General features: G+C 70.8%; 22 protein-coding genes and 1 pseudogene. 13 read left to right on the top strand and 10 right to left on the bottom strand.

Features of this window, described 5'->3' with window-relative positions; all coding sequences use genetic code 11:
* Positions 1-493 precede the first annotated feature (493 nt).
* Together OHA25_RS38210 and OHA25_RS38205 are read right to left on the bottom strand one after the other, a co-directional pair.
* Complete coding sequence (locus tag OHA25_RS38210) at positions 494-1,231, bottom strand: carbon-nitrogen hydrolase family protein (RefSeq protein WP_327581780.1); 738 nt, start codon at positions 1,229-1,231, stop codon at positions 494-496.
* Between the two features lie 59 nt (positions 1,232-1,290).
* Positions 1,291-1,446, bottom strand: coding sequence for a hypothetical protein (locus tag OHA25_RS38205; protein WP_327581779.1), 156 nt, complete (start codon positions 1,444-1,446; stop codon positions 1,291-1,293).
* A gap of 88 nt (positions 1,447-1,534) precedes the next feature.
* On the opposite strand from OHA25_RS38205, the gene OHA25_RS38200 reads away from it, so the two are divergent.
* Positions 1,535-2,638 (top strand): epoxide hydrolase family protein, encoded by a 1,104-nt coding sequence (locus OHA25_RS38200; protein WP_327581778.1) that lies wholly within the window; start codon positions 1,535-1,537, stop codon positions 2,636-2,638.
* A gap of 88 nt (positions 2,639-2,726) precedes the next feature.
* Here the strand turns inward: OHA25_RS38200 and OHA25_RS38195 are convergent, their stop codons facing one another.
* On the bottom strand, positions 2,727-2,891 hold the full coding sequence (locus tag OHA25_RS38195; protein WP_327581777.1) for a hypothetical protein: 165 nt from the start codon (positions 2,889-2,891) through the stop codon (positions 2,727-2,729).
* A gap of 179 nt (positions 2,892-3,070) precedes the next feature.
* On the opposite strand from OHA25_RS38195, the gene OHA25_RS38190 reads away from it, so the two are divergent.
* The gene (locus OHA25_RS38190) at positions 3,071-3,538 is read left to right on the top strand and encodes a nitroreductase family deazaflavin-dependent oxidoreductase (RefSeq protein WP_327581776.1); all 468 of its coding nucleotides are present in this window, start codon (positions 3,071-3,073) and stop codon (positions 3,536-3,538) included.
* An 8-nt stretch (positions 3,539-3,546) separates the two neighbouring features.
* On the opposite strand, the pseudogene OHA25_RS38185 reads toward OHA25_RS38190, so the two are convergent.
* The 3 genes and pseudogenes from OHA25_RS38185 to OHA25_RS38175 form a co-directional block, all read right to left on the bottom strand.
* A pseudogene (locus OHA25_RS38185) lies at positions 3,547-3,961 on the bottom strand (response regulator transcription factor); the annotation flags it as partial.
* Positions 3,952-5,052 (bottom strand): sensor histidine kinase, encoded by a 1,101-nt coding sequence (locus tag OHA25_RS38180; RefSeq protein ID WP_327581775.1) that lies wholly within the window; start codon positions 5,050-5,052, stop codon positions 3,952-3,954. The pseudogene OHA25_RS38185 and the gene OHA25_RS38180, both read right to left, overlap by 10 nt.
* A complete protein-coding gene (locus tag OHA25_RS38175) occupies positions 5,036-5,653 on the bottom strand; it encodes a DedA family protein (protein ID WP_327581774.1) in 618 nt (205 codons plus the stop codon). The genes OHA25_RS38180 and OHA25_RS38175 overlap by 17 nt, the downstream gene beginning before the upstream one ends.
* Before the next feature lie 101 nt (positions 5,654-5,754).
* On the opposite strand from OHA25_RS38175, the gene OHA25_RS38170 reads away from it, so the two are divergent.
* Both OHA25_RS38170 and OHA25_RS38165 read left to right on the top strand, forming a co-directional pair.
* The gene (locus OHA25_RS38170; RefSeq protein WP_327581773.1) at positions 5,755-8,562 is read left to right on the top strand and encodes a DEAD/DEAH box helicase; all 2,808 of its coding nucleotides are present in this window, start codon (positions 5,755-5,757) and stop codon (positions 8,560-8,562) included.
* Entirely contained in the window at positions 8,559-9,686 is a 1,128-nt protein-coding gene (locus OHA25_RS38165; RefSeq protein ID WP_327581772.1) for an SWIM zinc finger family protein, read from the top strand. The genes OHA25_RS38170 and OHA25_RS38165 overlap by 4 nt, the downstream gene beginning before the upstream one ends.
* Here the strand turns inward: OHA25_RS38165 and OHA25_RS38160 are convergent.
* Positions 9,674-10,618 (bottom strand): helix-turn-helix transcriptional regulator, encoded by a 945-nt coding sequence (locus OHA25_RS38160; protein WP_327581771.1) that lies wholly within the window; start codon positions 10,616-10,618, stop codon positions 9,674-9,676. The genes OHA25_RS38165 and OHA25_RS38160 overlap by 13 nt on opposite strands.
* A 62-nt stretch (positions 10,619-10,680) precedes the next feature.
* Between OHA25_RS38160 and OHA25_RS38155 the strand changes: the two genes are divergently transcribed.
* Both OHA25_RS38155 and OHA25_RS38150 read left to right on the top strand, forming a co-directional pair.
* Entirely contained in the window at positions 10,681-11,055 is a 375-nt protein-coding gene (locus tag OHA25_RS38155; RefSeq protein WP_327581770.1) for a YdeI/OmpD-associated family protein, read from the top strand.
* 21 nt (positions 11,056-11,076) lie between these two features.
* Complete coding sequence (locus OHA25_RS38150) at positions 11,077-11,409, top strand: YnfA family protein (RefSeq protein ID WP_305918625.1); 333 nt, start codon at positions 11,077-11,079, stop codon at positions 11,407-11,409.
* A 7-nt stretch (positions 11,410-11,416) separates the two neighbouring features.
* On the opposite strand, the gene OHA25_RS38145 is transcribed toward OHA25_RS38150, so the two are convergent.
* Entirely contained in the window at positions 11,417-12,055 is a 639-nt protein-coding gene (locus OHA25_RS38145) for an NAD(P)-dependent oxidoreductase (protein WP_327581769.1), read from the bottom strand.
* A 289-nt stretch (positions 12,056-12,344) separates the two neighbouring features.
* Between OHA25_RS38145 and OHA25_RS38140 the strand changes: the two genes are divergently transcribed.
* From OHA25_RS38140 to OHA25_RS38115, 6 genes are all read left to right on the top strand, one after another.
* Entirely contained in the window at positions 12,345-12,800 is a 456-nt protein-coding gene (locus OHA25_RS38140; RefSeq protein ID WP_327581768.1) for a DUF4158 domain-containing protein, read from the top strand.
* The gene (locus OHA25_RS38135; RefSeq protein ID WP_327581767.1) at positions 12,770-13,234 is read left to right on the top strand and encodes a hypothetical protein; all 465 of its coding nucleotides are present in this window, start codon (positions 12,770-12,772) and stop codon (positions 13,232-13,234) included. Before OHA25_RS38140 ends, OHA25_RS38135 begins: the two co-directional genes overlap by 31 nt.
* 154 nt (positions 13,235-13,388) lie before the next feature.
* Positions 13,389-14,183 (top strand): hypothetical protein, encoded by a 795-nt coding sequence (locus OHA25_RS38130; protein WP_327581766.1) that lies wholly within the window; start codon positions 13,389-13,391, stop codon positions 14,181-14,183.
* 60 nt (positions 14,184-14,243) lie between these two features.
* Positions 14,244-14,906, top strand: a complete 663-nt coding sequence (locus tag OHA25_RS38125; RefSeq protein ID WP_327581765.1) for a response regulator transcription factor — start codon at positions 14,244-14,246, stop codon at positions 14,904-14,906.
* The gene (locus OHA25_RS38120; protein ID WP_327581764.1) at positions 14,903-16,210 is read left to right on the top strand and encodes an ATP-binding protein; all 1,308 of its coding nucleotides are present in this window, start codon (positions 14,903-14,905) and stop codon (positions 16,208-16,210) included. Before OHA25_RS38125 ends, OHA25_RS38120 begins: the two co-directional genes overlap by 4 nt.
* A gap of 4 nt (positions 16,211-16,214) precedes the next feature.
* Positions 16,215-17,492 carry a hypothetical protein gene (locus OHA25_RS38115; protein WP_327581763.1) on the top strand — a complete coding sequence of 426 codons (1,278 nt, stop codon included), beginning with the start codon at positions 16,215-16,217 and terminating at the stop codon, positions 17,490-17,492.
* Positions 17,493-17,786: 294 nt separating this feature from the next.
* Here the strand turns inward: OHA25_RS38115 and OHA25_RS38110 are convergent, their stop codons facing one another.
* The gene (locus OHA25_RS38110) at positions 17,787-18,542 is read right to left on the bottom strand and encodes a class I SAM-dependent methyltransferase (protein ID WP_327581762.1); all 756 of its coding nucleotides are present in this window, start codon (positions 18,540-18,542) and stop codon (positions 17,787-17,789) included.
* 402 nt (positions 18,543-18,944) lie between these two features.
* Between OHA25_RS38110 and OHA25_RS38105 the strand changes: the two genes are divergently transcribed.
* Positions 18,945-19,319: a hypothetical protein gene (locus tag OHA25_RS38105; RefSeq protein WP_327581761.1), complete on the top strand. Its 375-nt coding sequence runs from the start codon at positions 18,945-18,947 to the stop codon at positions 19,317-19,319.
* Positions 19,320-19,524: 205 nt separating this feature from the next.
* Here the strand turns inward: OHA25_RS38105 and OHA25_RS38100 are convergent, their stop codons facing one another.
* Positions 19,525-20,145, bottom strand: coding sequence for a PadR family transcriptional regulator (locus OHA25_RS38100; protein ID WP_327581760.1), 621 nt, complete (start codon positions 20,143-20,145; stop codon positions 19,525-19,527).
* Positions 20,146-20,201: the final 56 nt, after the last annotated feature.

Genomic DNA, 20,201 nt, shown 5'->3' with positions numbered 1-20,201 from the left:
CGAACAGGGACCACGATCAAGGGCACCGAACTCATTACTGCCAGGTATGCCCGAGCCGTGACAACTACGCCTCGAAGCCGATACCTACCTCACCGCTACCTTGCGGCTCGCCGTAGCTTCGAGAGTCCTGGGCCAAGTACGCCGGTCTCGACCTGCACCAGCTGCGCCACAGCGCCGCCACCCACCTCGGCGACGCCGAGGTCCCGCTGCAGCTCATCATGGGCAAGACCCGGCACAAAAACCCCGCACCGCCATGCGCTACGTCAAACCCGGAGCGGAGGCCATCGCCGCCGTCACGGAGCACCTTGCTCCACCCCGACGCCGACACTGATCCGAGTTGTTGCCTGGACGCCTCGTAGCGCCAAAATTCGGTTCCGATCCTTCAGACGCCCCAATCCGGAACGGAATGTCCGCCAAGCCGCTTCCGCCCGGCCCACTAACGCGACTTTTCGTTCGTATGCTGCTCAACCCCCGGATCGGTGCCGACAGGCGGCTAGCCCCGTGACGGGACCGGGGACAGGGTGATTCGCTCACGTGGCTCAAGGGCCGGGTCGCGCAGGTCGTCCAGCACGGAGTGGGCGTTGCGGGCGCGGCGCAGGCAGTCCGGGTCGAGGTCGGCGACGAGCAGTTGCCGGCCGTCGGGCCCGGCCTCGGTGACGAGGCGGCCGGTCGGGTCCCAGACGGCGCTGCTGCCGCACGTGGCCCAGCCGCCCATGGAGCCGACGTGGTTGGACAGCACCGTGTACATGGTGTTGTCGAAGGCCCGTGACGGGAACCACATCCGGGACTCGTAGTAGCCGTTGCCGACGCTGAACAGCGCACCCACCACGTAGGCGTGGCAGCCGTCGAGCGCAGCCGCGCGCGCGTGCTCGGGGAAGCCGAAGTCGTAGCAGACGCCAAGGCCCAGCCGCCAGCCGTCGACGTCGAGCGAGAGCCCGTGGCGCCCAGGACGGTAGACGTCCCGCTCGGTGCGGAAGAGCATCTGCTTGTCGTAGCGGGTGACCCACGTGCCGTCCGGGTCGATGACGAGGGCGGACACGGTCAGCGCACCGGCGTCGTGCACCGCCGTGCCGACGATGGCCACGGTTTCGGTGTCACGGCATGCCGTCAGCAGGGGGTCGAGCCGTTCGTCTCCGTCTGCCTGCACGGCGCAGCGTTCCGGGTCGGCGCGGATGAGGTCCGGCTCGTAGCCGGTGAGGAACTTCTCCGGGAAGACGACCCACCTGGGCACCTGAGTGCTCTGCGGCCTCGCGGACCATGGCCGCGGCGGTAGCGGTGTTGGCCACGATGTCACCCGGCTCTGGGCACGCCTGAGCTGCGGCGATGCGCAGGGGACGGGAGGGCGGCGGCACGGAAGCGGTCACGGCGCGACCCTATCAACAGCACGCGCGCCCGCCGGCGCAGCCGCTCCACGTCGTTGCGGATGGTGCCCGTGGTCACCTGCATGCTTCGGCTCTGGTTTCCGATTGCGGAACGAAATGTTCCTCATTGGCCCATAGCGTGGGATGCGTAACCCCAGCCAACGGAGGATCCGATGACCATCCAGCCGTTCCGCATCGCCATCCCGCAGTCCGACGTCGACGACCTGGCCGACCGGCTGTCCAGGACGCGCTGGCCCGACGAGCTGCCCGGCGCCGGGTGGAGCCGGGGCGTGCCGCTGGAGTTCCTGAAGGAGCTGGCCGCGTACTGGACCGACGGCTACGACTGGCGGGCCGCCGAGGCCCGGCTCAACGACTATCCGCAGTACGTCACCGAGATCGACGGGCAGCCGATCCACTTCCTGCACGTCCGCTGCGACAACCCCGGTGCCCTCCCGCTGGTGCTCACCCACGGCTACCCGAGCCTGTTCGCCGAGTTCACCAGCCTGATCGAGCACCTGAGGCAGGACTTCCACCTGGTCGTGCCGTCGCTGCCCGGCTTCGGCTTCTCCACCCCGGTCCGCGAGGCGGGCTGGGCGATGGGCCGCACCGCGCGGGCTTGGGCCGAGCTGATGAGCCGCCTCGGCTACGACCGCTACGGCGTCCACGGCGGCGACATCGGCGCCGGCGTCTCCGGCGCGGTGGCCGGCCTCGACGGCGAGCACGTGGCCGGCGTGCACGTGGTGACCGACGCCCTCACCGCCGCCAACACGGCCTCCTTCCTGCCCGGCATGGCTGACGGGCTGGACCCGGAGGACGAGGTGGACCGGCTGATCCTGGACCGGATCGCGAAGTTCCGCAGCGAGGGCAGCGGATACCTGGCGATCCAGAACAGCCGGCCCCAGACCGTCGGCTACCTGCTCAACGACTCACCGGCCGGGCAGCTCGGCTGGATCGCGGAGAAGTTCGAGGAGTGGACCGACCTGCCCTACGACCGGGACCAGCTGCTCACCATCGTGAGCCTCTACTGGTTCACCGGCTCCGGCATCTCGGCCGCCCGCTTCCTCTACGAGCAGGCCCACTCCACCGACTGGGGGGCGCCGGCGGCGGTACCGCAGGGGGTCTCGGTCTTCGGCGCCGACGCCACGGTCCGCAAGCTGCTCAACCCGTCCGCCGACACCTACTGGGCGGAGCACGAGCGGGGCGGCCACTTCCCGGCCATGGAGGCGCCGGAGGCGGTGGCCGCGGACCTGCGGGCCTTCTTCGGCCGGCTGAAGTAGCGTCGCGCCCGGCCTGGCATGGTACGGCTGCCAGCGCCGGTGCGGCGGATGAAGACCCTCGCCACGTACGGAGGCGGTGACGAGGCGGTCAGCCGCGCCGGTGCCGCGGCAGCAGCAAGCTGACCATCGCGATGGCCAAGCCGAGCCCGGCCGCCACGAGGAAGACCAGGTCGTAGCCGGCGGCGAGGGCGGCGGCCGGGGAACTCCCGCCGGCCTCCGTCGCAGCTCTGGCGCCGGCGGCCGTCCCGAGCACCGGCTTGTCGGCCAGTTTCCCTTCCTGCCACTGGCCTGCCCGCCGACACGGAGGCCGAACTCCCCGGCATCCTGAAGACCTTGACCGACAAAGTGGATACCCGGTGCCCCGCCACCCGGACGGCCGGCGGCTCGGTCAGGTCGCGGAATCAGCGACGAGCCGGGCACGTTGATCAGCACATGGCATTGACTGGTGATTACGAACCGAGCGCGTGGGGATGGGTCCGCGAGCACGTCGAGCAGATCATGCGCACCGGCACCACCGACGGCGTCACGATCCGTGACCTGCCCACCGTGCTGATGACCTACCGGGGCGCCAAGACCGGCAAGGTCCGCAAGACGTTGGTGATGCGTGTCGAGCACGAGGGGCGCTACGCGGCTGTCGCGTCCAAGGGTGGCGCGCCGGCCAACCCGCAGTGGTACGCCAGCCTGGTCGCCGAGCCGGTTGTCGAGCTTCAGGACGGCGCGGTGACCCGGGAGTACCGAGCGCGCGAGGTGTTCGAGGACGAGAAGGCCCTGTGGTGGCGCCGGGCGGTGGCCGCATACCCGGACTATGCCGACTACCAGCGCAAGACCGACCGCCAGATCCCGGTCTTCGTGCTCGAACCGGTCAACGAGGGCACACCGGACTTGTTGCCCTTGGAGTAGGCCACCCACAGCACGGCCAGCACCCGCCGGCTGTATCCGTTGGTGTGCGACAGGCCCAGCTTGTCGAACAGCGAGTTGACGTGCTTTTCCACGGCGCTCTGCGACACGTGCAGCGCCTGGGCGATCGAGGCGTTGGTCAGCCCCTGCGCCATCCGTTCCAGCACTTCACGCTCACGGGCGGTCAGCCGCGCCAGCGCGTCCAGCACCTTGCCCGCAGGCCAGCGCCGCCCGCAGGCCCTCGTCGGTGTGGGTCGGCGGCATGCGCACGTCCACCACCACGATGTCCGGCTCGTCCGCAGCCACCGCCGCCACCAGGCCCTCGGCGTCGCTCACCGCGGCCGGCACCTCGTGGCCCTCCTCCAGCAGCAGCCGCACCAGGCCCGCGCGCAGCAACGTGGAGTCCTCGGCCAGGATCACCCGCACGGCAGCACCGCCGTGATCGTCGTCGGCCCGCCCGCCGGGCTGTCCACCTCGAAGGAGCCGTCCAGCGCGGCCACCCGCCGGGCCAGCCCGGACAGCCCGCCGCCCGCGGGGCTCGCGCCGCCCGCCCCGTCGTCACGCACCCGTACGACCACCGCCGCATCCTCCTCGCGCACCTCGACCGTGATGAGCCCGGCGCCGGCGTGTTTGGCGGCGTTCGTCACCGCCTCGCACACCACGAAGTACGCCGCCGTCTCCATCGCCATCGGCGGCCGCCGGCGCAGGTCGCACGCTACCGTGACCGGCACGCTGGAGCGTTCGGCCACCCCCGCCAGCGCCTCCCCCAGCCCGAGCGAGTCCAGCCCGCTCGGGTAGACCCGCCAGGCCACCTCGCGTAGCTCGGCCAGCGCCTGCTGCGCCTCCTGGTGCGCCTGATCCAGCAGCTCCTGCCGCCCCCGGCGAGCGCGTCCGACGAGCATCGACAGCGCCACCAGCCGCTGCTGCATCCCGTCGTGCAGGTCCCGCTCGATGCGCCGCCGCTCGGAGTCGACCGCCGCCACGATGCCCGCCCGGCTCTCGGCCAGCTCGGCGATCCTGCGCTCCAGCACCTCGGTACGGTCCGGGCCCAGCATCCGCATCACCAGCCGCCGCTCCAGCACATGCACCCCCGCCACGCCCGACAGGGCGACGAACAGCAGCACGCCCCCGAGGGTGCCGGTGTAGAGGGCGAGGGGCAGCGAACGCGCCATCCCGTCGAACTCCTCACCCCACAGCCACGCCCAGGCCAGCTGGCCGCCCTGCCACGCGCCGAAGACAAGCAAGATGATCACCATCCCGCCCAGCAGGCCCACGGGCGCCCGCGCGGCCAGATAACGCAGCGGCCGCCCGTCGTTCCCGGTGAGCGCGTCGAGGGCGGCAGCGTCCACGCGCAGGCGGCGCGCCTCCAGCCGGGCCAGCCGCCGCGCCGCCGCACCGGCGTGGGGATGGCCCGCGAGCGGCAGCGCCGGCAGCGCGAACGCCAGGCCGCCCAGCGCGGTGACGGCGCCGAGCGTCACCGCGCCCAACTGCCGCAGGCCCTCAACGACGAGACGCATGCCGGCCCTTACGGCGCTCGGCCAGCCGCACGCCCACGAACACCAGCACCGCCGCCACCACCATGGCGATCACGATGTTGGTGCCGACCCCGACGTAGGCCTCGACCAGCGACCAGTTCTCACCCAGGGCATAGCCGGCCAGCACGAAGATCGTGTTCCAGATCAGGCTGCCGGCCGTCGTCAGCAGCGTGAACGTGGACAGCGGCATCCGCTCCACCCCCGCCGGGACCGAGATGAGGCTGCGGAAGATGGGGATCATCCTGCCGAAGAACACCGTCTTGCGACCGTGCCGGGCGAACCATGCCTCGGTCTTCTCGATGTCGGACACCTTCACCAGCGGCAACCGGGCGGCGATGGCCAGCACGCGCTCACGGCCCAGCAGCGCGCCCACCCAGTACAGCGCCAGCGCGCCGACCACCGAGCCCAGCGTCGTCCACACCAGCACATCCAGCAGGCCCATCTCGCCTCTGCTGGCGGTGAAGCCCGACAACGGCAGGATCACCTCGCTCGGCAGGGGCGGGAACAGGTTCTCTAACGCGATCGCGAGGCCCGCCCCCGGGGCCCCGAGAGTCTCCATCAGTCCAACGAGCCAATCAGTCATGGGCTCAAGGCTATGGAAGATCAGATATGCCCGGAATGAGGCGAGCGCCCGATCAGCACTGTGGTAAACCACACCTCTCTCGTACCGTACACTGTACGGTCATGCTGGATCTGTACCGTCACGCAGCAATCTTCGAACCCGGCGACCCGCCCAGGTCCGGCCACGTGAGCTTCCTCGACCCCGCAGGGACCGAGGCCGTGACCGTGGCCGAGCAGCACGACGGCAGCGTACGCGCCCGCCGGGTCGCCGCCACCCGCGTGCCCGTCGCGGCCGCGGTGGCGGCGCTGGCCAGGGCGCGCACGGACGAGCAGGCCCATCCCGCCGCCCGCTTCTGGGGTGCGGCCGCGCTCGTCGCCCTCCAGCTCGTCACCCGCGGCCGCATCCTGCCCGGCGTGACGGCCGGCGACCACGACTCCTGGCGCGCCGGCCCCTTGGACACGGCCGACGTGCAGCGCATCCGCGACCTGGCCGCCGCCATGCCCGCCACCGCCCGCGCCATCCCCCTGCCCGCACCATCCGACGCCGCACCATCCGACGCCGCACCATCCGACGCCGCACCATCCGACGCCGCACCATCCGACGCCGCAGCATCCGACGCCGCAGCACCGGATGCCATGGAGCTCTGGTTGCCCGATGCGGAAAACCTCCTGCGGGCCTTCCTCGATGCCGTCGCCGACGCCATACCCCGCTCTCCCGGCGCCGTACGCGCCACCGGCACCACCGCCTACGCCGCCGTCAAACCCGTCAAAGTGCCTCACCTGCGCCGCTGGGCCGAGGAGGTGTCGGCCGGGCTCGACGCCGGAGTGCGCCTGTCGCTGCGGCTGGAGACCGACGACGACATGGAGGCGGCCGAGTTCCGCGCGGTGGTCCAGCTGCACAGCCTGGCCGATCCGTCGCTGGTGGTCGACGCGGCCGAGCTGTGGCAGGGCAGGGACCCCGGGTTCGGGGCACGGGCCAGGATCGACGCCACGCTCGCCATCCGGCGGGCCGCCCGCGCCTGGCCACGGCTGGGACAGCTGCTCGACAGCGCGGTGCCGGACGAGCTCGCCCTGTCCGACGGCGACGTGGAGGACCTGCTGGCCGGGGCCGCGCAGCGGCTGGGGGCGGCCGGTGTGGAGGTCCACTGGCCCAGGTCGCTGGTGCGCGGCCTGACCGCCAGCGCCGTCCTCGGCGAGCGGGACGCCGCGCCCTCCGACCTGCCGTCCTTCCTCGGCGGCCACCACCTGACCAGCTTCAACTGGCAGCTCGCCCTGGGCGGGCAGCGGCTGACCGCGGCCGAGATGGACCGGCTGGCCGAGGCGCACCGGCCCGTCGTGCGGCTGCGCGACCAGTGGGTGCTGATCGACCCCGATCTGGCCCGCAAGGCCCGCCAGCGCGACCTCAAGCCGCTGACCGGGCTGGAGGCGCTCGGCGCCGCGCTGACCGGGTCGGTCGAGGTCGAGGGCGAGCAGGTGTCCGTCGAGCCCACCGCCTGGCTGCGCGAGCTGCGCGACCGGCTGGCCGAGCCGGAGGAGACCGGCCCGCCGGACGGGCTGGCCGCCACACTGCGGGACTACCAGCTGCACGGGCTGCGCTGGCTGGCCAGGATGACCTCGCTCGGGCTCGGCGGCTGCCTGGCCGACGACATGGGCCTGGGCAAGACCATCACCCTGATCGCCCTCCACCTGCACAGGAACAGTGGACCGACGCTGGTGGTGTGCCCGGCGTCGCTGCTGGGCAACTGGGAACGGGAGATCGCCAGGTTCGCGCCCGGCGTACCGGTACGCCGCTTCCACGGCGCCGGCCGCACGCTGGCCGACGAGGGATTCGTCCTGACGACGTACGGAACGATGCGGCTCGACGCGGCCCGGCTGGGCGCGCACCCGTGGGGTCTGCTCGTCGCCGACGAGGCGCAGCACGTCAAGAACCCGGCCTCCGGCACCGCCAAGGCGCTGCGGGAGATCCCCGCCGCCGCCCGCGTCGCGCTGACCGGCACCCCCGTCGAGAACAACCTGACGGACCTGTGGGCCATCCTCGACTGGACCACACCGGGACTGCTCGGCCCCCTGGCCCGGTTCCGGGCGCGATGGGCCAAACCCGTCGAGTCCGGCGACAGCGATGCGGCCGCCCGGCTGTCGCGGCTGGTGGGGCCGTTCCTGCTGCGCCGCCGCAAGAGCGACCCCGGCATCGCGCCCGAGCTGCCGCCCAAGACCGAGACCGACCGGCCGGTCGCTCTCACCCCCGAGCAGGCCGGCCTGTACGAGGCCGTCGTGCGGGAGATCATGGCGCAGATCGCGAACGCGAAGGGCATGGCCCGGCGCGGCCTGATCGTCAAGCTGCTGACCGGGCTCAAGCAAATCTGCAACCACCCCGCCCATTACCTGCACGAAGGCACCCCCAGGCTGGCCGGCCGCTCCGGCAAGCTGGAGCTGCTCGACGAGCTCGTCGACACCATCGTCGCCGAGGACGGCGCCGTGCTGATCTTCACCCAGTACGTCGCCATGGCCCGCCTCCTCGACACCCACCTGACCGACCGCGGTGTGCCCACCCAGCTGCTGCACGGCGGCACCCCCGTCACCCGCCGCGAGGAGATGGTCCGCCGCTTCCAGGACGGCCATGCGCCGGTGTTCCTGCTGTCGCTCAAGGCCGCCGGCACCGGGCTGAACCTCACCCGCGCCGACCACGTGATCCACTACGACCGCTGGTGGAACCCCGCGGTGGAGGACCAGGCCACCGACCGGGCCTACCGCATCGGCCAGACGCGCCCCGTCCAGGTGCACCGGCTCATCGCCGAGGGCACGATCGAGGACCGCGTCGCCCAGATGCTGGCCGCCAAACGCTCGCTCGCCGAGGCCGTGCTCGCCTCGGGCGAGGGCGCCTTCACCGAGCTGACCGACGCCGAACTGGCCGCACTCGTGGAGCTGAGATGAACGCCGTACGGGGATTCACCGCCTTCCCGCCGCAGCGCGCCGGGGCCCGCTTCGCCACCACCTGGTGGGGCCGCGCCTGGATCAAAGCCTTGGAGGACACCTCGCTCGACCAGGGACTGCTGCGCAAGGGCCGCGCGTACGCCAAGACCGGTCTGCTCGGCCCCATCACCGTCAGCCCCGGGCGCATCGCCGCCGTGGCCGACAGCGAGTACGACACCGTCGTACGCGTCGAGCAGCTCACCGACGACGAGTGGGAGCGCTTCTGGGACCAGGTCGCCGCCAAGAGCGGGCACATCGCCGCGCTGCTCGACCGCGACATGCCGCACGAGCTGGTCGAGGCCGCCGAGGACGCCGCCGTGCCGCTGCTGCCCGCCGTCGGCGACCTGGAGCCGGAGTGCTCCTGCCCCGACTGGGGCCACCCGTGCCAGCACGCGGCCGCGCTGTGCTACCAGGCCTCGTGGCTGCTGGACGCCGACCCGTTCGTACTGCTGCTGATGCGGGGACGCGGCGAACGGCAGTTGATCGAGGCGCTCCAGCGGCACGACGTCCCCGACACCGCCGAGGCCGCGCGCGGGGTGGCGGCGGCCCAGGCGTTCGCGGCAGGCGTGGCGCCGCTGCCCGTGCCGCCTCCCTGCGACGTCCCCTTCTCCTCGCCCGCGCTGGAGCCGGGGGCCGGCGTGGATGTGGCCGCGCTGCGGGTGCTGGCCGCCTCCGCCGCCTCCCGCGCCCGCGAGCTGCTGGTCCGCGGCCGCATCCCGGAGCTGACCGAATACCAGGACCGGGTACGCCTGGCCGCCGACCACGACCTCGACCTCGGCCTCGAGACCGCCGTGGCGGCCTGGCGCCAGGGCGGTCCCGACGGCCTGGACGTGCTGGAATCGGCATGGACGCCGCCCCGCCGGGAGCTGGCCAGGGCGCGGACGCTGCTGGAGGCCGGCTGGGAAGGCGAGCGGCCGCCCGCGATCGAGGCGTGGCGCAACCGCTGGACCCTCGGCTCCCTGCAACTGCGCTACGGCCGCGACGGACGCTGGTACCCCTTCGTCGAACGCGACGGCCACTGGTGGCCCGCCGGCCCGCCCGAACGCGACCCCTCGGCGCTCACCCACCACGCTCAGGAGGCGTAACGCGCGACCAGCTCCGCGCCGATCCTGGCCAGCTCGGCGCGGACCTGCTCCGGCTCCACCACCTCGACCTGGGCGCCCCACCCGGCCAGATGCTCGGCGATCGACAACGCCATCGGCGCGGCCACCCGCACGCGGGTCCGGCCTCCGGCCTCCTGCCCGAGCACCTCGCAATGGCGGCCGAACTGATCGCGCAGCACCCGCACGTGCCGGTCGTGAACCAGCAGCACCGCCGAGACCAGCGAACGCCGCCGCTCGACCTCGTCGACGACCCGCTCCCACTCCGCCGACAGGTCGAAGTCATCAGGCCGCTCGGCCGGCAGGTCCGTCACCTCGGCGCCGGCGACCCGGTCGACGCGGAACGTGCGCCGCCCGCTCTCGGTGCCGGCCAGCAGATACCACACACCGTCCTTGTCGACCAGCCCCAGCGGATCCACCACCCGCTCCGTCGAGCCGCCGCCCCTGCTGGTGTAGGCCAGCCGCACCTTCCGCCTGCCCACGACGGCGCCCTGCAGGTCCTCGACCAGAGCGGGCAGCTGCCTGCCGACCTCGCCCCACCGCGCCGAGTCCGACACCACGGCCCGGGCCGCTGCCTCGGCGTCGGCGCGGAACGTCGCGGGCAGGGCCCGCATCAGCTTGCGCAGCGCCGACGTCAGCGGGGCCGCGGCGGTCGTCGCCGGGCCCAGCAGCAGGAACAACGCCCGGGCCTCGGCCGCGGTCAAACCGCTCAGATCGGTACGGGCGCCGCCGATGAGCTGCCACCCGCCGCCGCGGCCCGGCTGCGGATACACGGGGATACCCGCGGCCGACAACGCCTCCAGATCGCGGCGGGCGGTGGCCACGGAGATCTCCAGCTCCCCGGCCAGCTCCGCGGCGGTCACCCGGCCCCGGGACTGGAGCAGCAGCAGGGCGGCTACGAGACGATCGGCACGCATGCCTGCATCCTCCCAAACAAAGTGCTCAATTGATGAGCGCTTTGTTTGGGAGGATGCAGGTCATGAACCTCTTCACCGACGCCGCCGCGTGGCGGGACTGGCTGGCCGGCCACCACGATTGCGAGAGCGAGGTGTGGCTGGTGATCGCCAAGAAGGGCACCACCGAGCCGACGACCCTCACGTACGGACAAGCCTTGGAGGAGGCGCTGTGCTACGGCTGGATCGACGGCCAGGCGCGCTCCCGCGACGCGGCGACCTACCTGCAGCGCTTCAGCCCGCGACGCGCGCGCAGCCCGTGGTCCCGGCCCAACATCGCCCGCGTGGAGCGCCTGCAGCGCGAGGGTCGGATGCGCCCGCCGGGCCTGGCGGCAGTCGAGCGCGCCAAAGCCGGCGGTCGCTGGGCCGACCTGCCTGAGGCTGATCAGCCCGTGAGGTGATCGGCCCTTAAAGTCATCCCCATGACCGTGCTGCGCTCGATCGCCCTGTTCGTTCTGGCCGCCCTCGCCGAGATCGGCGGCGCCTGGCTGGTCTGGCAGGGCTGGCGTGAGCAGCGCGGCCTGCTGTGGATCGGCGCCGGCATCCTGGCCCTGGCGGCCTACGGCTTCGTCGCCACCTTCCAGCCCGACCCGAACTTCGGCCGCGTCCTGGCCGCCTACGGCGGCGTCTTCGTCGCCGGCTCCCTGGCCTGGGGCATGGTCGCCGACGGCTTCCGCCCCGACCGCTGGGACGTCATCGGCGCGCTGATCTGCCTGGCCGGCGTCGCCGTCATCATGTACGCGCCGCGCGCCTGAGCGGCGCCTAGGATGCCACCGAGATGACGTGCCGCACCGACGTGCGGTCGCCGATCAGCTCCAGCATGCAGTCGGCCACGTCGGCGCGGGTCGTGCTCATGCCGCCCCGCACGCTGAGGTCCCTGGCCGTGCGATAACGGTTGGTACGGCCGGCGTTCGTCAGCCGCGAGGGCCGCACGATCGTCCAGTCCAGATCGGCGGCCCGCACCAGCTCTTCGGACGCGGCCAGGTCGGCGTAGGACCGGCTCAACAGCCGCTGCACGATGAGGGGCTTGAGCACGTACCGGGTGAGCGGGCCGTCGCCCGCGTCGGCCACCATGCCGCTCGCGCCCACCGTCAGCAGCCGCCGCACCCCCGCCCGCCGCATGGCCTCGATGATGGAGGCGATGCTGTCGGAGTGGACGGTGCTCGCGTCGCGTCCGCGTGGGCCGATCGCGGTGATCACGGCGTCGCGGCCCTTGACCGCCTGCGTGATGGCGTCGGGGTCCATCACGTCGGCCTCGACGACGTCGAGCCGCGCATGCAGCTCGGCGGGCAGCCGGGACGCCGAGCGCACGACCGCGGTGATCTCGTGGGCCAGGTCGAGCCCCTGTCGGACCACCTCCAGCCCGATGCCGCCGGTCGCGCCGAATACAACGAGCCTCATGTGCGTTCCCCTTTCAGTGGTTAGTGAGTATTCACTCACCCTCACCACCCTATCCCGGGCAGCCGCCGCCTGGCGCCCCCTCACGGGCGGAAGCGGCGAGAATGCCCGGCACCGAGGTCGTACGCCGAGATCGAGTGCAGGCGGTTGTCGCGGCCTATGGGGGGTGAATGTAGTCCAGGGAAATTTCCAACGGATTTGTCTGACCTGCACTGACGCGGGCTGTTCCGTTTGTTGATCACTTCCGATACGGTTCGGACGGCCCTGACCGGTGGCGGTGTGAGGGTGATCGATGTCGACCCGGATGTTCTCCGAAGACCAGCTGGAGCGGTTGCGGTCCTACCCCGACATCGGCCGCGACGATCTGATCCGGTACTTCACCCTGACGCCTGCCGACGTCGCCTTCATCGATCCGGGCCGTGGCCGGGGCCCGACCGACCGATTAGGCCTGGCCGTCCAGCTCGCCACGTTGCCCTGGTTGGGGTTCGTGCCGGATGAGGTGAGTGCGGCGCCGCCGGTGGCGGTGACCCGGCTGGCCGAGCGGCTGGGAATCGATCCGGCCGTTCTGGCCGAGTACGGTCAGCGGGAGCAGACACGCAGCGATCATCTGCGGTTGGTGGCCGGCTATCTGGGCTGGAAGAGCGCTCCGGCCGGGAGCACGGCGATGAAGGAGCTGGAGCAGTTCCTGCTGGACCGGGCGATGGAGCACGACTCGCGTTGCTGTTCAATCTGGCCACCGAGTATCTGATGGCAGCCAAGACGATCCAGCCGGGCGCGACGACGCTGGCCAAGATGGTGGCCACCGCCCGGACCAGCGCCACCGCGCTGACCTGGGAGAAGGTGGCCCACCTGCTGACCGACGAACGGCGCAGGGATCTGGACCAGCTGCTGAAGTATGACGCTGGGCTGAAGATGACCCGCCTGGCCTGGCTGATCAAAGCGCCGCCGACGCCAGCGCGACCTCGGTCAAGACGGCCATTCGAAAAACTCACATACCTGCGCAACATGGACGCCCACACCCTGGACATGTCACATGATTTGACGGATGGGCCTCTGAGTAGGCCAACCTTGCGCTGTGGCGGATTTCTGAGGGTGTGGCGTTCCTGCGGTCTGATGTTGCCCGGTTCTGGCCTCGCAGGGTCGGCGGGTCGAGGTCTGGTACGAGAGCGACTCCGTTGGTGACGTCCCGCGGCCCGTCGCCTCTGCCTGGGGCGTGGGCCTGTACTCCTGCCGCGGCCAGTCCTTGCCCGCCCGCGGTCCCGAGGGACCGGTTCAGGGGGCTTTCAGCTTCGCAGGCCGAGCATGGTGCTCAAGTCATCGAAGACATGGAGGCGTCATGATTGGTCGGTTTCGTGGCAAGGCGCTCCTGTTGGGCCTTCCGCTGGCGCTGGCTGCGGCGGCCTGTTCCGGCACGCAGCCGGGGAACACGCAGCCGGGAGCCGCGCCGCCGACAGATGGCGTGGCCGCCTCGTCAGTGGCGAGTGCGGATCCGTCGGCGGGAGCGAAGGGCTCGTTCGACTCATCGGCCTTCGGCACCGCGGAGATCAGCAATCCGTACCTGCCGTTCAAACCGGGCGCGCGGTGGCGCTACGGCTGTGTCACCGAGGACGGCCCAGAGGAGCGGACCGTGGCGGTCACCCACGAGACCCGGCAGGTGGCCGGCGTGCAGGCCATCCTGGTGCGGCTCACGGCGAGCCGGAAGGGGCAGCTTCAGGAGGAGGTCTTGGCGGCCTACGCCCAGGACCGTGCGGGCAACGTCTGGTACCTGGGCGAGGACGTGAAGGAGTACGGCAACGGCAGGCTCGCCGGCACCAAGGGCTCCTGGCAGGCGGGCGAGGACGGCGCCGGGGCGGGCATCGTGATGATGGCCGAGCCGCGCGTCGGCGACAGCTACCACCAGGAGAACCGGCCCGGAATAGCACAGGACCAGGCGGAGGTGCTGAGCCTGTCCGAGCGGGTGAAGGTCACCTTCGGCGGTTTCCAGCAGGTGATCAAGACCAAGGAGTTCACCCCGCTGGAGCCGGACCGGCTCGATCACAAGTTCTACGCCAGGAATGTCGGGCTCGTGCTGGAGGAGGCAGCGGCCGGCGGTCAGGAACGGTGCGAACTGGTCGAGATGGCCGGCGGCTGACTCCGCAGTCCCGGGTCGGATTCAGCTCCCTTTCAGATGGGGCGGTGGATAATCGGCAGGATGCGGGTCTTGGTGGTGGATGACGAGCAGCGGCTGGCCGCCGGCATCCGCAACGGGCTGATCGCCGAGGGCTTCGCCGTGGACGTCGCGCTCAACGGCACGGACGGGCTCTGGCTGGCCCGCGAGCAGCCGTACGACGCGATCGTCCTCGACCTCATGCTGCCCGGCGTGAGCGGGCAGCAGATCTGCGCGACCTTGCGCGCGGAGCGCGTCTGGACGCCGATCCTCATGCTGACCGCACGCGATGCCGAGCCGGACGAGGTCGCCGGTCTCAACCTGGGGGCCGACGACTACGTCACCAAGCCCTTCTCGCACGCGGTGCTGGTGGCCCGGTTGCGGGCGCTGCTGCGCCGCGGGGCCCCGGCCCGCCCCTGCGTGCTGGTGGCGGGACCGGTCAGGCTCGACCCGGCGGCGGGCCGGGCCTGGCTGGGCGAGGCCGTTCTCGAACTCACCGCCCGCGAACTGGCCCTCCTAGAGTTCCTGCTCCGCCGGAGCGGGGAGATCGTCTCGAAGCTGGAGATTCTCGATCACGTCTGGGACTACCACTTCGAGGGCGACCCCAACATCGTCGAGGTCTACGTCCGGCGGCTCCGTACCAAGCTGGGGCGGCGCGACCTGATAGAGACCGTGCGCGGCTCCGGATACCGGCTGACCGCCCGATGATCAGGTTGCGCTCCACCCTCGCCACCGTCGTGCTGGTGGCGCTGGCGCTGGCCCTCTTCGGGATGCTGCTGGTGGTGGTCTTCCGCGCCACCATGACCAGCGAGGTGATCGACGACGCCACCCAGCGGGCGACAGAGATCGCGAAGTCGTGGGGACGCGGACCGCCGGGGCTGGAGGTCACCGTTCCCGACGAGGAGCTTATCCAGGTCCTCGACGAGCGCGGGAAGGTGGTGGCGGCCAGTTCCAACGTCGCCGGGCGGCCGGCGCTCTTCCCGCTGCGGCCCGGGGAGTCCACTACCGGCCTCTCGCCGCTGGACGACGAGGCGGTGGACCCGTTCGTGGCCGCCGCGGTCGCCACCCCGGACGGCCGGTTCACGGTGGTCGTCGGAGTCGCGCCCGTCGAGGTGCTGGAAGCGACCCAGATCATCACCCACTTGCTGATCGTCGGCCTGCCCGTCCTTCTCGCGCTCATCGCCCTGGCCACCTGGCGGGTGGTGGGCCGGGCGCTGGCCCCGGTCGACGCGATGCGGCGCGAGGCGGACTCGATCACCGCGGCCCGATTGGACCACCGGGTGCCGCAGCCGACCGGCTCCGACGAGATCGCCCGGCTGGCCGTGACGCTCAACGGCATGCTCGACCGTCTCGAATCCGCGCAGGCGGCGCAGCGCCGCTTCATCTCCGACGCCGCCCACGAGTTGCGCTCGCCGGTCGCCGCCATCCGGCAGCACGCCGAGGTCGCCCTCTCTTATCCGGTCGCCGCGGGTGACGCCGAGCTGGCCGCCACCGTGCACGCCGAAACTCTCCGCCTGCAGAACCTCGTCGAGGACCTGCTGCTGCTCGCCCGCGCCGACGAGCGGCTGCCCCTGGTGCGCACCCCCGTCGATCTGGACGACATGGTCTTCGCGGAGGCGCGCCGGCTGCGCACGGCGACCACGCTGACCGTGAGCACCGCCGGGGTCTGCGCCGGACAGGTGTACGGCGACGCCGCCGCGCTGCAGCGGATGCTGCGGAACCTCGCCGACAACGCGGCCCGCCACGCCCGCTCACAGATGGCCTTCACGCTGGGCGGCGACGAGGACGACGGAGGCGGGATCCCTCCGGCGGAGCGCCGACGGGTCTTCGAGCGTTTCGTCCGGCTCGACGACGCCAGATCGCGTGACCATGGGGGGAGCGGGCTGGGGCTCGCCATCGTCGCCGAGCTGGTCCGCGCCCATGGCGGGACGGTCTCGATCGGTGTCGGCGAGCTGGGCGGGGCACTGGTGACCGTGGTTCAGCCTGTGTTCAGGTCACCCCTCGCACCGTAGGAATATGAGACGAATCATCGGAATCACCGCGGCCCTTGCCGTCGCATGTAGCGCCACGCTCGCCACGGCGGGCCCGGCGAGCACGGCCGCCCGCGCCACGCTCTCCCCGCCGGAGTGCGTCAAGGCCGACAACGGCACCTGCCTGCCCATCGCACCGGACGAGAAACGAGTCGACCTCGACACGCCGGTCTTCACCAACCCCCTGAACGTCGACAACCCGCTGCATCCCAGTGCCAAGGTGTCCCAGGTCATCTACGGCGGCCACGTGGGCGGCAAGCCGTTCAGGACCGAGTTCACCCTGCTCTCCAAGCCCAAGGTGGTCCGGGGGGTGCCGTGCGTCGCCCTGCAGTACATCGCCTACAGCGACGGGCGGATCGAGGAGATCGCCGTCGACTGGTTCGCGCAGGACGACGAGGGCGCCGTCTGGTACTTCGGCGAGGATGTGTCGGACTTCAAGGACGGCGTCGTCCACACCCACGAGGGCACCTGGCGGGCCGGCCGCGACGGCGCCCCCATCGCGATGATCATGCCGGGGAATCCGAAGGTTGGCGACGTCTACCGGACCGAGAACGCTCCCGGGATCGCGTTCGAGGAGGTCACCGTCCTGTCGGTGGGAGAGACCCTGAAGGTCTCCGAGCTCCACACCGATCGGAAGCGCGAGATCAAGGTGTTCAAGCGAGGCTACGGCGAATACTCCACCGAGTCCACCGACAGGAAGGACATCGAGATCGCCTCCCTTGCCGTGCCCACCGACCATCGCGAGGGCAAGCCCGACCCGGCTTACATGGCGGCGGTGAAGAAGACCCTTCGCGCCGTGTACGGCAATGACTGGGGTGGCGCCTCGCTCGGCGCGCTCCGCAGGGCCTTCACGGCCGTTCCCGGGGTGCCAGCCGTACTGCAGAAGCAGACCGAGGCCGACATCGCGCTGCTCGGCAAGGCTGTTGCCAAGCGTAAGCCCCGCCTGGCGCACCAGGCGGCGCTCCGGCTCGCGCAGGATGAGCTGGACCTGCGCCTGCTCCACCAGTCGGTGCCCGCGGTCGACCGGGCCAAGCTGGGAATGTGGGCGCGGCAGGTCACCGTGGACGCCGCCGACAAGAACATGGGCGGCGTGCTCGGCGACATCGTCGTCCTCGGGCTCATCCGCGACCGCGTCCGGCACACCCTGAGCACTGCCGACGCCGCCTTCCTTGACCGCGGCATCCGGGTGCTCAGGAAGGCCGCCAAGGCCAAGGACCTGGCCGCAGTCTCCCGCAAGGGCGCGGCCCTGGACCACCGCTTCTGACCGCCGGCACGCCGGCTCCGGCGCCCAGGCCGGGGGGCGGCCCGGTCCTACGGACAGGGGCAGGACCGGGCGGATCTCAGCTGGCGTGCTGGGAGGAAGCCCGTACGCCGGGAGGGAGCGAGCGAGGGTGGCGTACGCCTTTGAGAATGGGCTGCAGGAGATGGCCGGGATCAGCCGAAGCGGTTGGGGCAGAGAAAGGTCTTGATGCTACGGGCGCGTTCTGGACGAGCTGGAGCTGGCGGGAGTCGCCCGCTGAAACGCTCAGTCATCGCAATTGATCGTTACGAGGCGCCGTCAGCCGACTTCTAGAACGAAGAACAGGAAGCTCAGAAACCTCGTGCCGGTGATCTCGCGGAACTCCTCGGGGAACAGTTCGCGGGCTTCAGGCACAAACGGCGGCTCGCTGATAACGCTGATGCGAAATCCAGCCGCGGTGAAGGCCTCGGTCATCGCGTGCAGCGGCCGGTCCCAGAAGCTCATCTGGGCAGTCTGCCCACCCATGGTCCATTCTTCGGTCCGGTTACGGGCGCCGAAATAGGTGGGCTTCTCCCCGGCCATGGCACGCATAAGGGGGATCACGAAAGGATGGTCGACCGAGACGAGGAGCCGGCCGCCAGGTCTCAGCACGCGTCGCAGCTCGGCCAGTGTCGGTCCCCAGTCTTCCAGGTAGTGCAGCACCAGGGACGCGATGACGTCGTCGAATGAGCCGTCAGGGAAGGGCAGCGGGCTGGCCAGGTCGGCGACCCGTAGATCTGCGTCGGCACCCAGCCGCCGTCGGGCCAGCTCCAGCATCCCGGCACTCGCGTCGATACCGGTCACGATGGCACCTCGATCGCGCAGCGCGGAGAACAAGGGACCCGAGCCGCAGCCGGCGTCGAGGATTCGCCGGCCGGTCACGTCCCCGGCGAGCTCGAGCATCGCGGGCCGCTCGTAGTACGCGTTCGGGAGGCTCGTCTCGTTCTCGGCCGCGTACCCCTCGGCGATCATGTCATAGGGGTTGAGCGGGGAGGGGTTTGCGGTCTTAACGTGATCTTCGGGCATGGTAGGCATGCGGGCCATTTTGGCCCAGCAGTATCGGCGGCACAGACATACGGCAGATCTGGATCAAGCGTGTAGACGGCCTAACATCCCTCTCGCCAGCGAGGACAGCAGTTCGAGCCGGGCCGAAGCAGCCTCTCCTCGCTCCTCGTATGCGCGGAGCTCGCTAACTCAAGCGCACATCCGCCGACTCAGGCGCTCAGAAGGTGTTATCTGGGGTTGTCGAACCCTTCCAGCAGGTCAGAGGATGATGATCTCTTCTTTCACGTAGGCCGTCTGACACCGCGGCCTCCAGGCAATCGTCGGTGGGGGCTTCTGATGATCGTAAACGGGCCGGCCTGGCAGGCGCCACGCGCGGGCGCGTTGGCCGGGAGCGCCCTCCCCTCATTAATCGAACCTAAGTACGATTGGCGCATGTATCTCCCGCCGGAGTGGCCGCCCGAGGTCCGCCCACCCAGCGTCCCCGACTGGGAGACCACGGCCGTGGCCTGGCTGCTCGACGCCGTGCCCCCCGACTACAGGGCCTCCGAAGTTTTGAAACGCCATCCGATCGCCCTGGCGAGGATGGCTATCCACCACGTGAATGCATCCGTCGAAGCAGCAAGAGCGGGATACCGAAGCGCAGCTGTAGATCTCAAGGCCCATCTCCCTCCTCATGCTGTCGAGGCGGTGCTCGATGTCTATCGCGAGGAGGGTCCTCGTCTGGTCCGCCTGGCCCGCTCCATCGCCGTCGTCGAGCAAGCCTTGCGCGGTGATATGTTCACGGCGACCATGCGCAACTTTCGATGACGTACGACATGGTCGTCTCCGAGCGGGGAGCTTGATCAGCTAGAGGGTCGTCTTCACGGAGCCGGCCGTCGATGAGATACGCACGTCTTACGCCGCCCGGGCGCCAGGTCAATCCAAGACGATCATGAACACCTCGATCGGCTGATGGATCAGATCAGGCATTGACGGTGGCCAGGCTCCGGTAGCCGGGCGGAGTCGCCGATCCCTAACGGATGGAGGTCCCGCCTGACCGGTCACGCACGGCGGCGAGCGCGGCCAGTTCCTCGTGCGACCAGGTCAGGCGTCCCGCGCAGAGGTCGTCGACGACCGCGCGGACCCACTGCGCCTCCGCAGCGGTCACCGCACGCAGATATTCGATCTCCAGGATTGTGATGCGCGGCAGCCCGGCACCGGCCGCCACGCTCGCGTCGAGCCTCGCCAGTGTCTCGGTGAGCGCCTGCTCGCGCCGGGTGAGGGCGTCGCTCAGCTCGCCGGGGAGGAGCATCAGCGCGCTCGACAGGGCTGCGGGGAACTGCGGGAACTCCTGCTTCGGCGTGCTGAGCATGTCGTCCAGCCATTTGTGCAGCGTCGCCCGGCCCTTTTCGGTGATCTCGTACGTGGTCCGCTCGGGGTACTGCTGGTCGCGCCCGGTCTCGCGGACCTTGACCAGGCCTTCCGCGACCAGCCGGTCGATGGTGCGGTAGAGCCCGGCTCGCTGTCCCACGTTGACGACCTGATCCTTGCCCCATTGCCGGAGCAGCCGCTGGATGCCGTACGGATGCAGCGGCTGGGACAGCAGCAGGGCCAGGACGGTCAGAGCGAGCGGCGAGCCGCGATCGAGAGCCACGCGCCTGATTCTAGCCTCACAGAAACTAGTTGACCTGAGACTAGTTGCAATGCAAC

The organism is Nonomuraea sp. NBC_00507 (assembly GCF_036013525.1).
GTDB lineage: Bacteria > Actinomycetota > Actinomycetes > Streptosporangiales > Streptosporangiaceae > Nonomuraea.
Note: the sequence above shows the minus strand (reverse complement) of the source record. Positions and strands in the feature narration are given on the sequence as shown.

What these genes read in the sequence shown, in the direction of transcription:
- OHA25_RS38205 (WP_327581779.1), bottom strand. Translation starts at nt 1,446, where the DNA reads ATGCAGGTGACCACGGGCACCATCCGCAACGACGTGGAGCGGCTGCGC.
- OHA25_RS38200 (WP_327581778.1), top strand. Translation starts at nt 1,535, where the DNA reads ATGACCATCCAGCCGTTCCGCATCGCCATCCCGCAGTCCGACGTCGAC.
- OHA25_RS38190 (WP_327581776.1), top strand. Translation starts at nt 3,071, where the DNA reads ATGGCATTGACTGGTGATTACGAACCGAGCGCGTGGGGATGGGTCCGC.
- OHA25_RS38180 (WP_327581775.1), bottom strand. Translation starts at nt 5,052, where the DNA reads ATGCGTCTCGTCGTTGAGGGCCTGCGGCAGTTGGGCGCGGTGACGCTC.
- OHA25_RS38175 (WP_327581774.1), bottom strand. Translation starts at nt 5,653, where the DNA reads ATGACTGATTGGCTCGTTGGACTGATGGAGACTCTCGGGGCCCCGGGG.
- OHA25_RS38170 (WP_327581773.1), top strand. Translation starts at nt 5,755, where the DNA reads ATGCTGGATCTGTACCGTCACGCAGCAATCTTCGAACCCGGCGACCCG.
- OHA25_RS38165 (WP_327581772.1), top strand. Translation starts at nt 8,559, where the DNA reads ATGAACGCCGTACGGGGATTCACCGCCTTCCCGCCGCAGCGCGCCGGG.
- OHA25_RS38160 (WP_327581771.1), bottom strand. Translation starts at nt 10,618, where the DNA reads ATGCGTGCCGATCGTCTCGTAGCCGCCCTGCTGCTGCTCCAGTCCCGG.
- OHA25_RS38155 (WP_327581770.1), top strand. Translation starts at nt 10,681, where the DNA reads ATGAACCTCTTCACCGACGCCGCCGCGTGGCGGGACTGGCTGGCCGGC.
- OHA25_RS38150 (WP_305918625.1), top strand. Translation starts at nt 11,077, where the DNA reads ATGACCGTGCTGCGCTCGATCGCCCTGTTCGTTCTGGCCGCCCTCGCC.
- OHA25_RS38145 (WP_327581769.1), bottom strand. Translation starts at nt 12,055, where the DNA reads ATGAGGCTCGTTGTATTCGGCGCGACCGGCGGCATCGGGCTGGAGGTG.
- OHA25_RS38140 (WP_327581768.1), top strand. Translation starts at nt 12,345, where the DNA reads ATGTCGACCCGGATGTTCTCCGAAGACCAGCTGGAGCGGTTGCGGTCC.
- OHA25_RS38130 (WP_327581766.1), top strand. Translation starts at nt 13,389, where the DNA reads ATGATTGGTCGGTTTCGTGGCAAGGCGCTCCTGTTGGGCCTTCCGCTG.
- OHA25_RS38125 (WP_327581765.1), top strand. Translation starts at nt 14,244, where the DNA reads ATGCGGGTCTTGGTGGTGGATGACGAGCAGCGGCTGGCCGCCGGCATC.
- OHA25_RS38120 (WP_327581764.1), top strand. Translation starts at nt 14,903, where the DNA reads ATGATCAGGTTGCGCTCCACCCTCGCCACCGTCGTGCTGGTGGCGCTG.
- OHA25_RS38115 (WP_327581763.1), top strand. Translation starts at nt 16,215, where the DNA reads ATGAGACGAATCATCGGAATCACCGCGGCCCTTGCCGTCGCATGTAGC.
- OHA25_RS38110 (WP_327581762.1), bottom strand. Translation starts at nt 18,542, where the DNA reads ATGCCTACCATGCCCGAAGATCACGTTAAGACCGCAAACCCCTCCCCG.
- OHA25_RS38105 (WP_327581761.1), top strand. Translation starts at nt 18,945, where the DNA reads ATGTATCTCCCGCCGGAGTGGCCGCCCGAGGTCCGCCCACCCAGCGTC.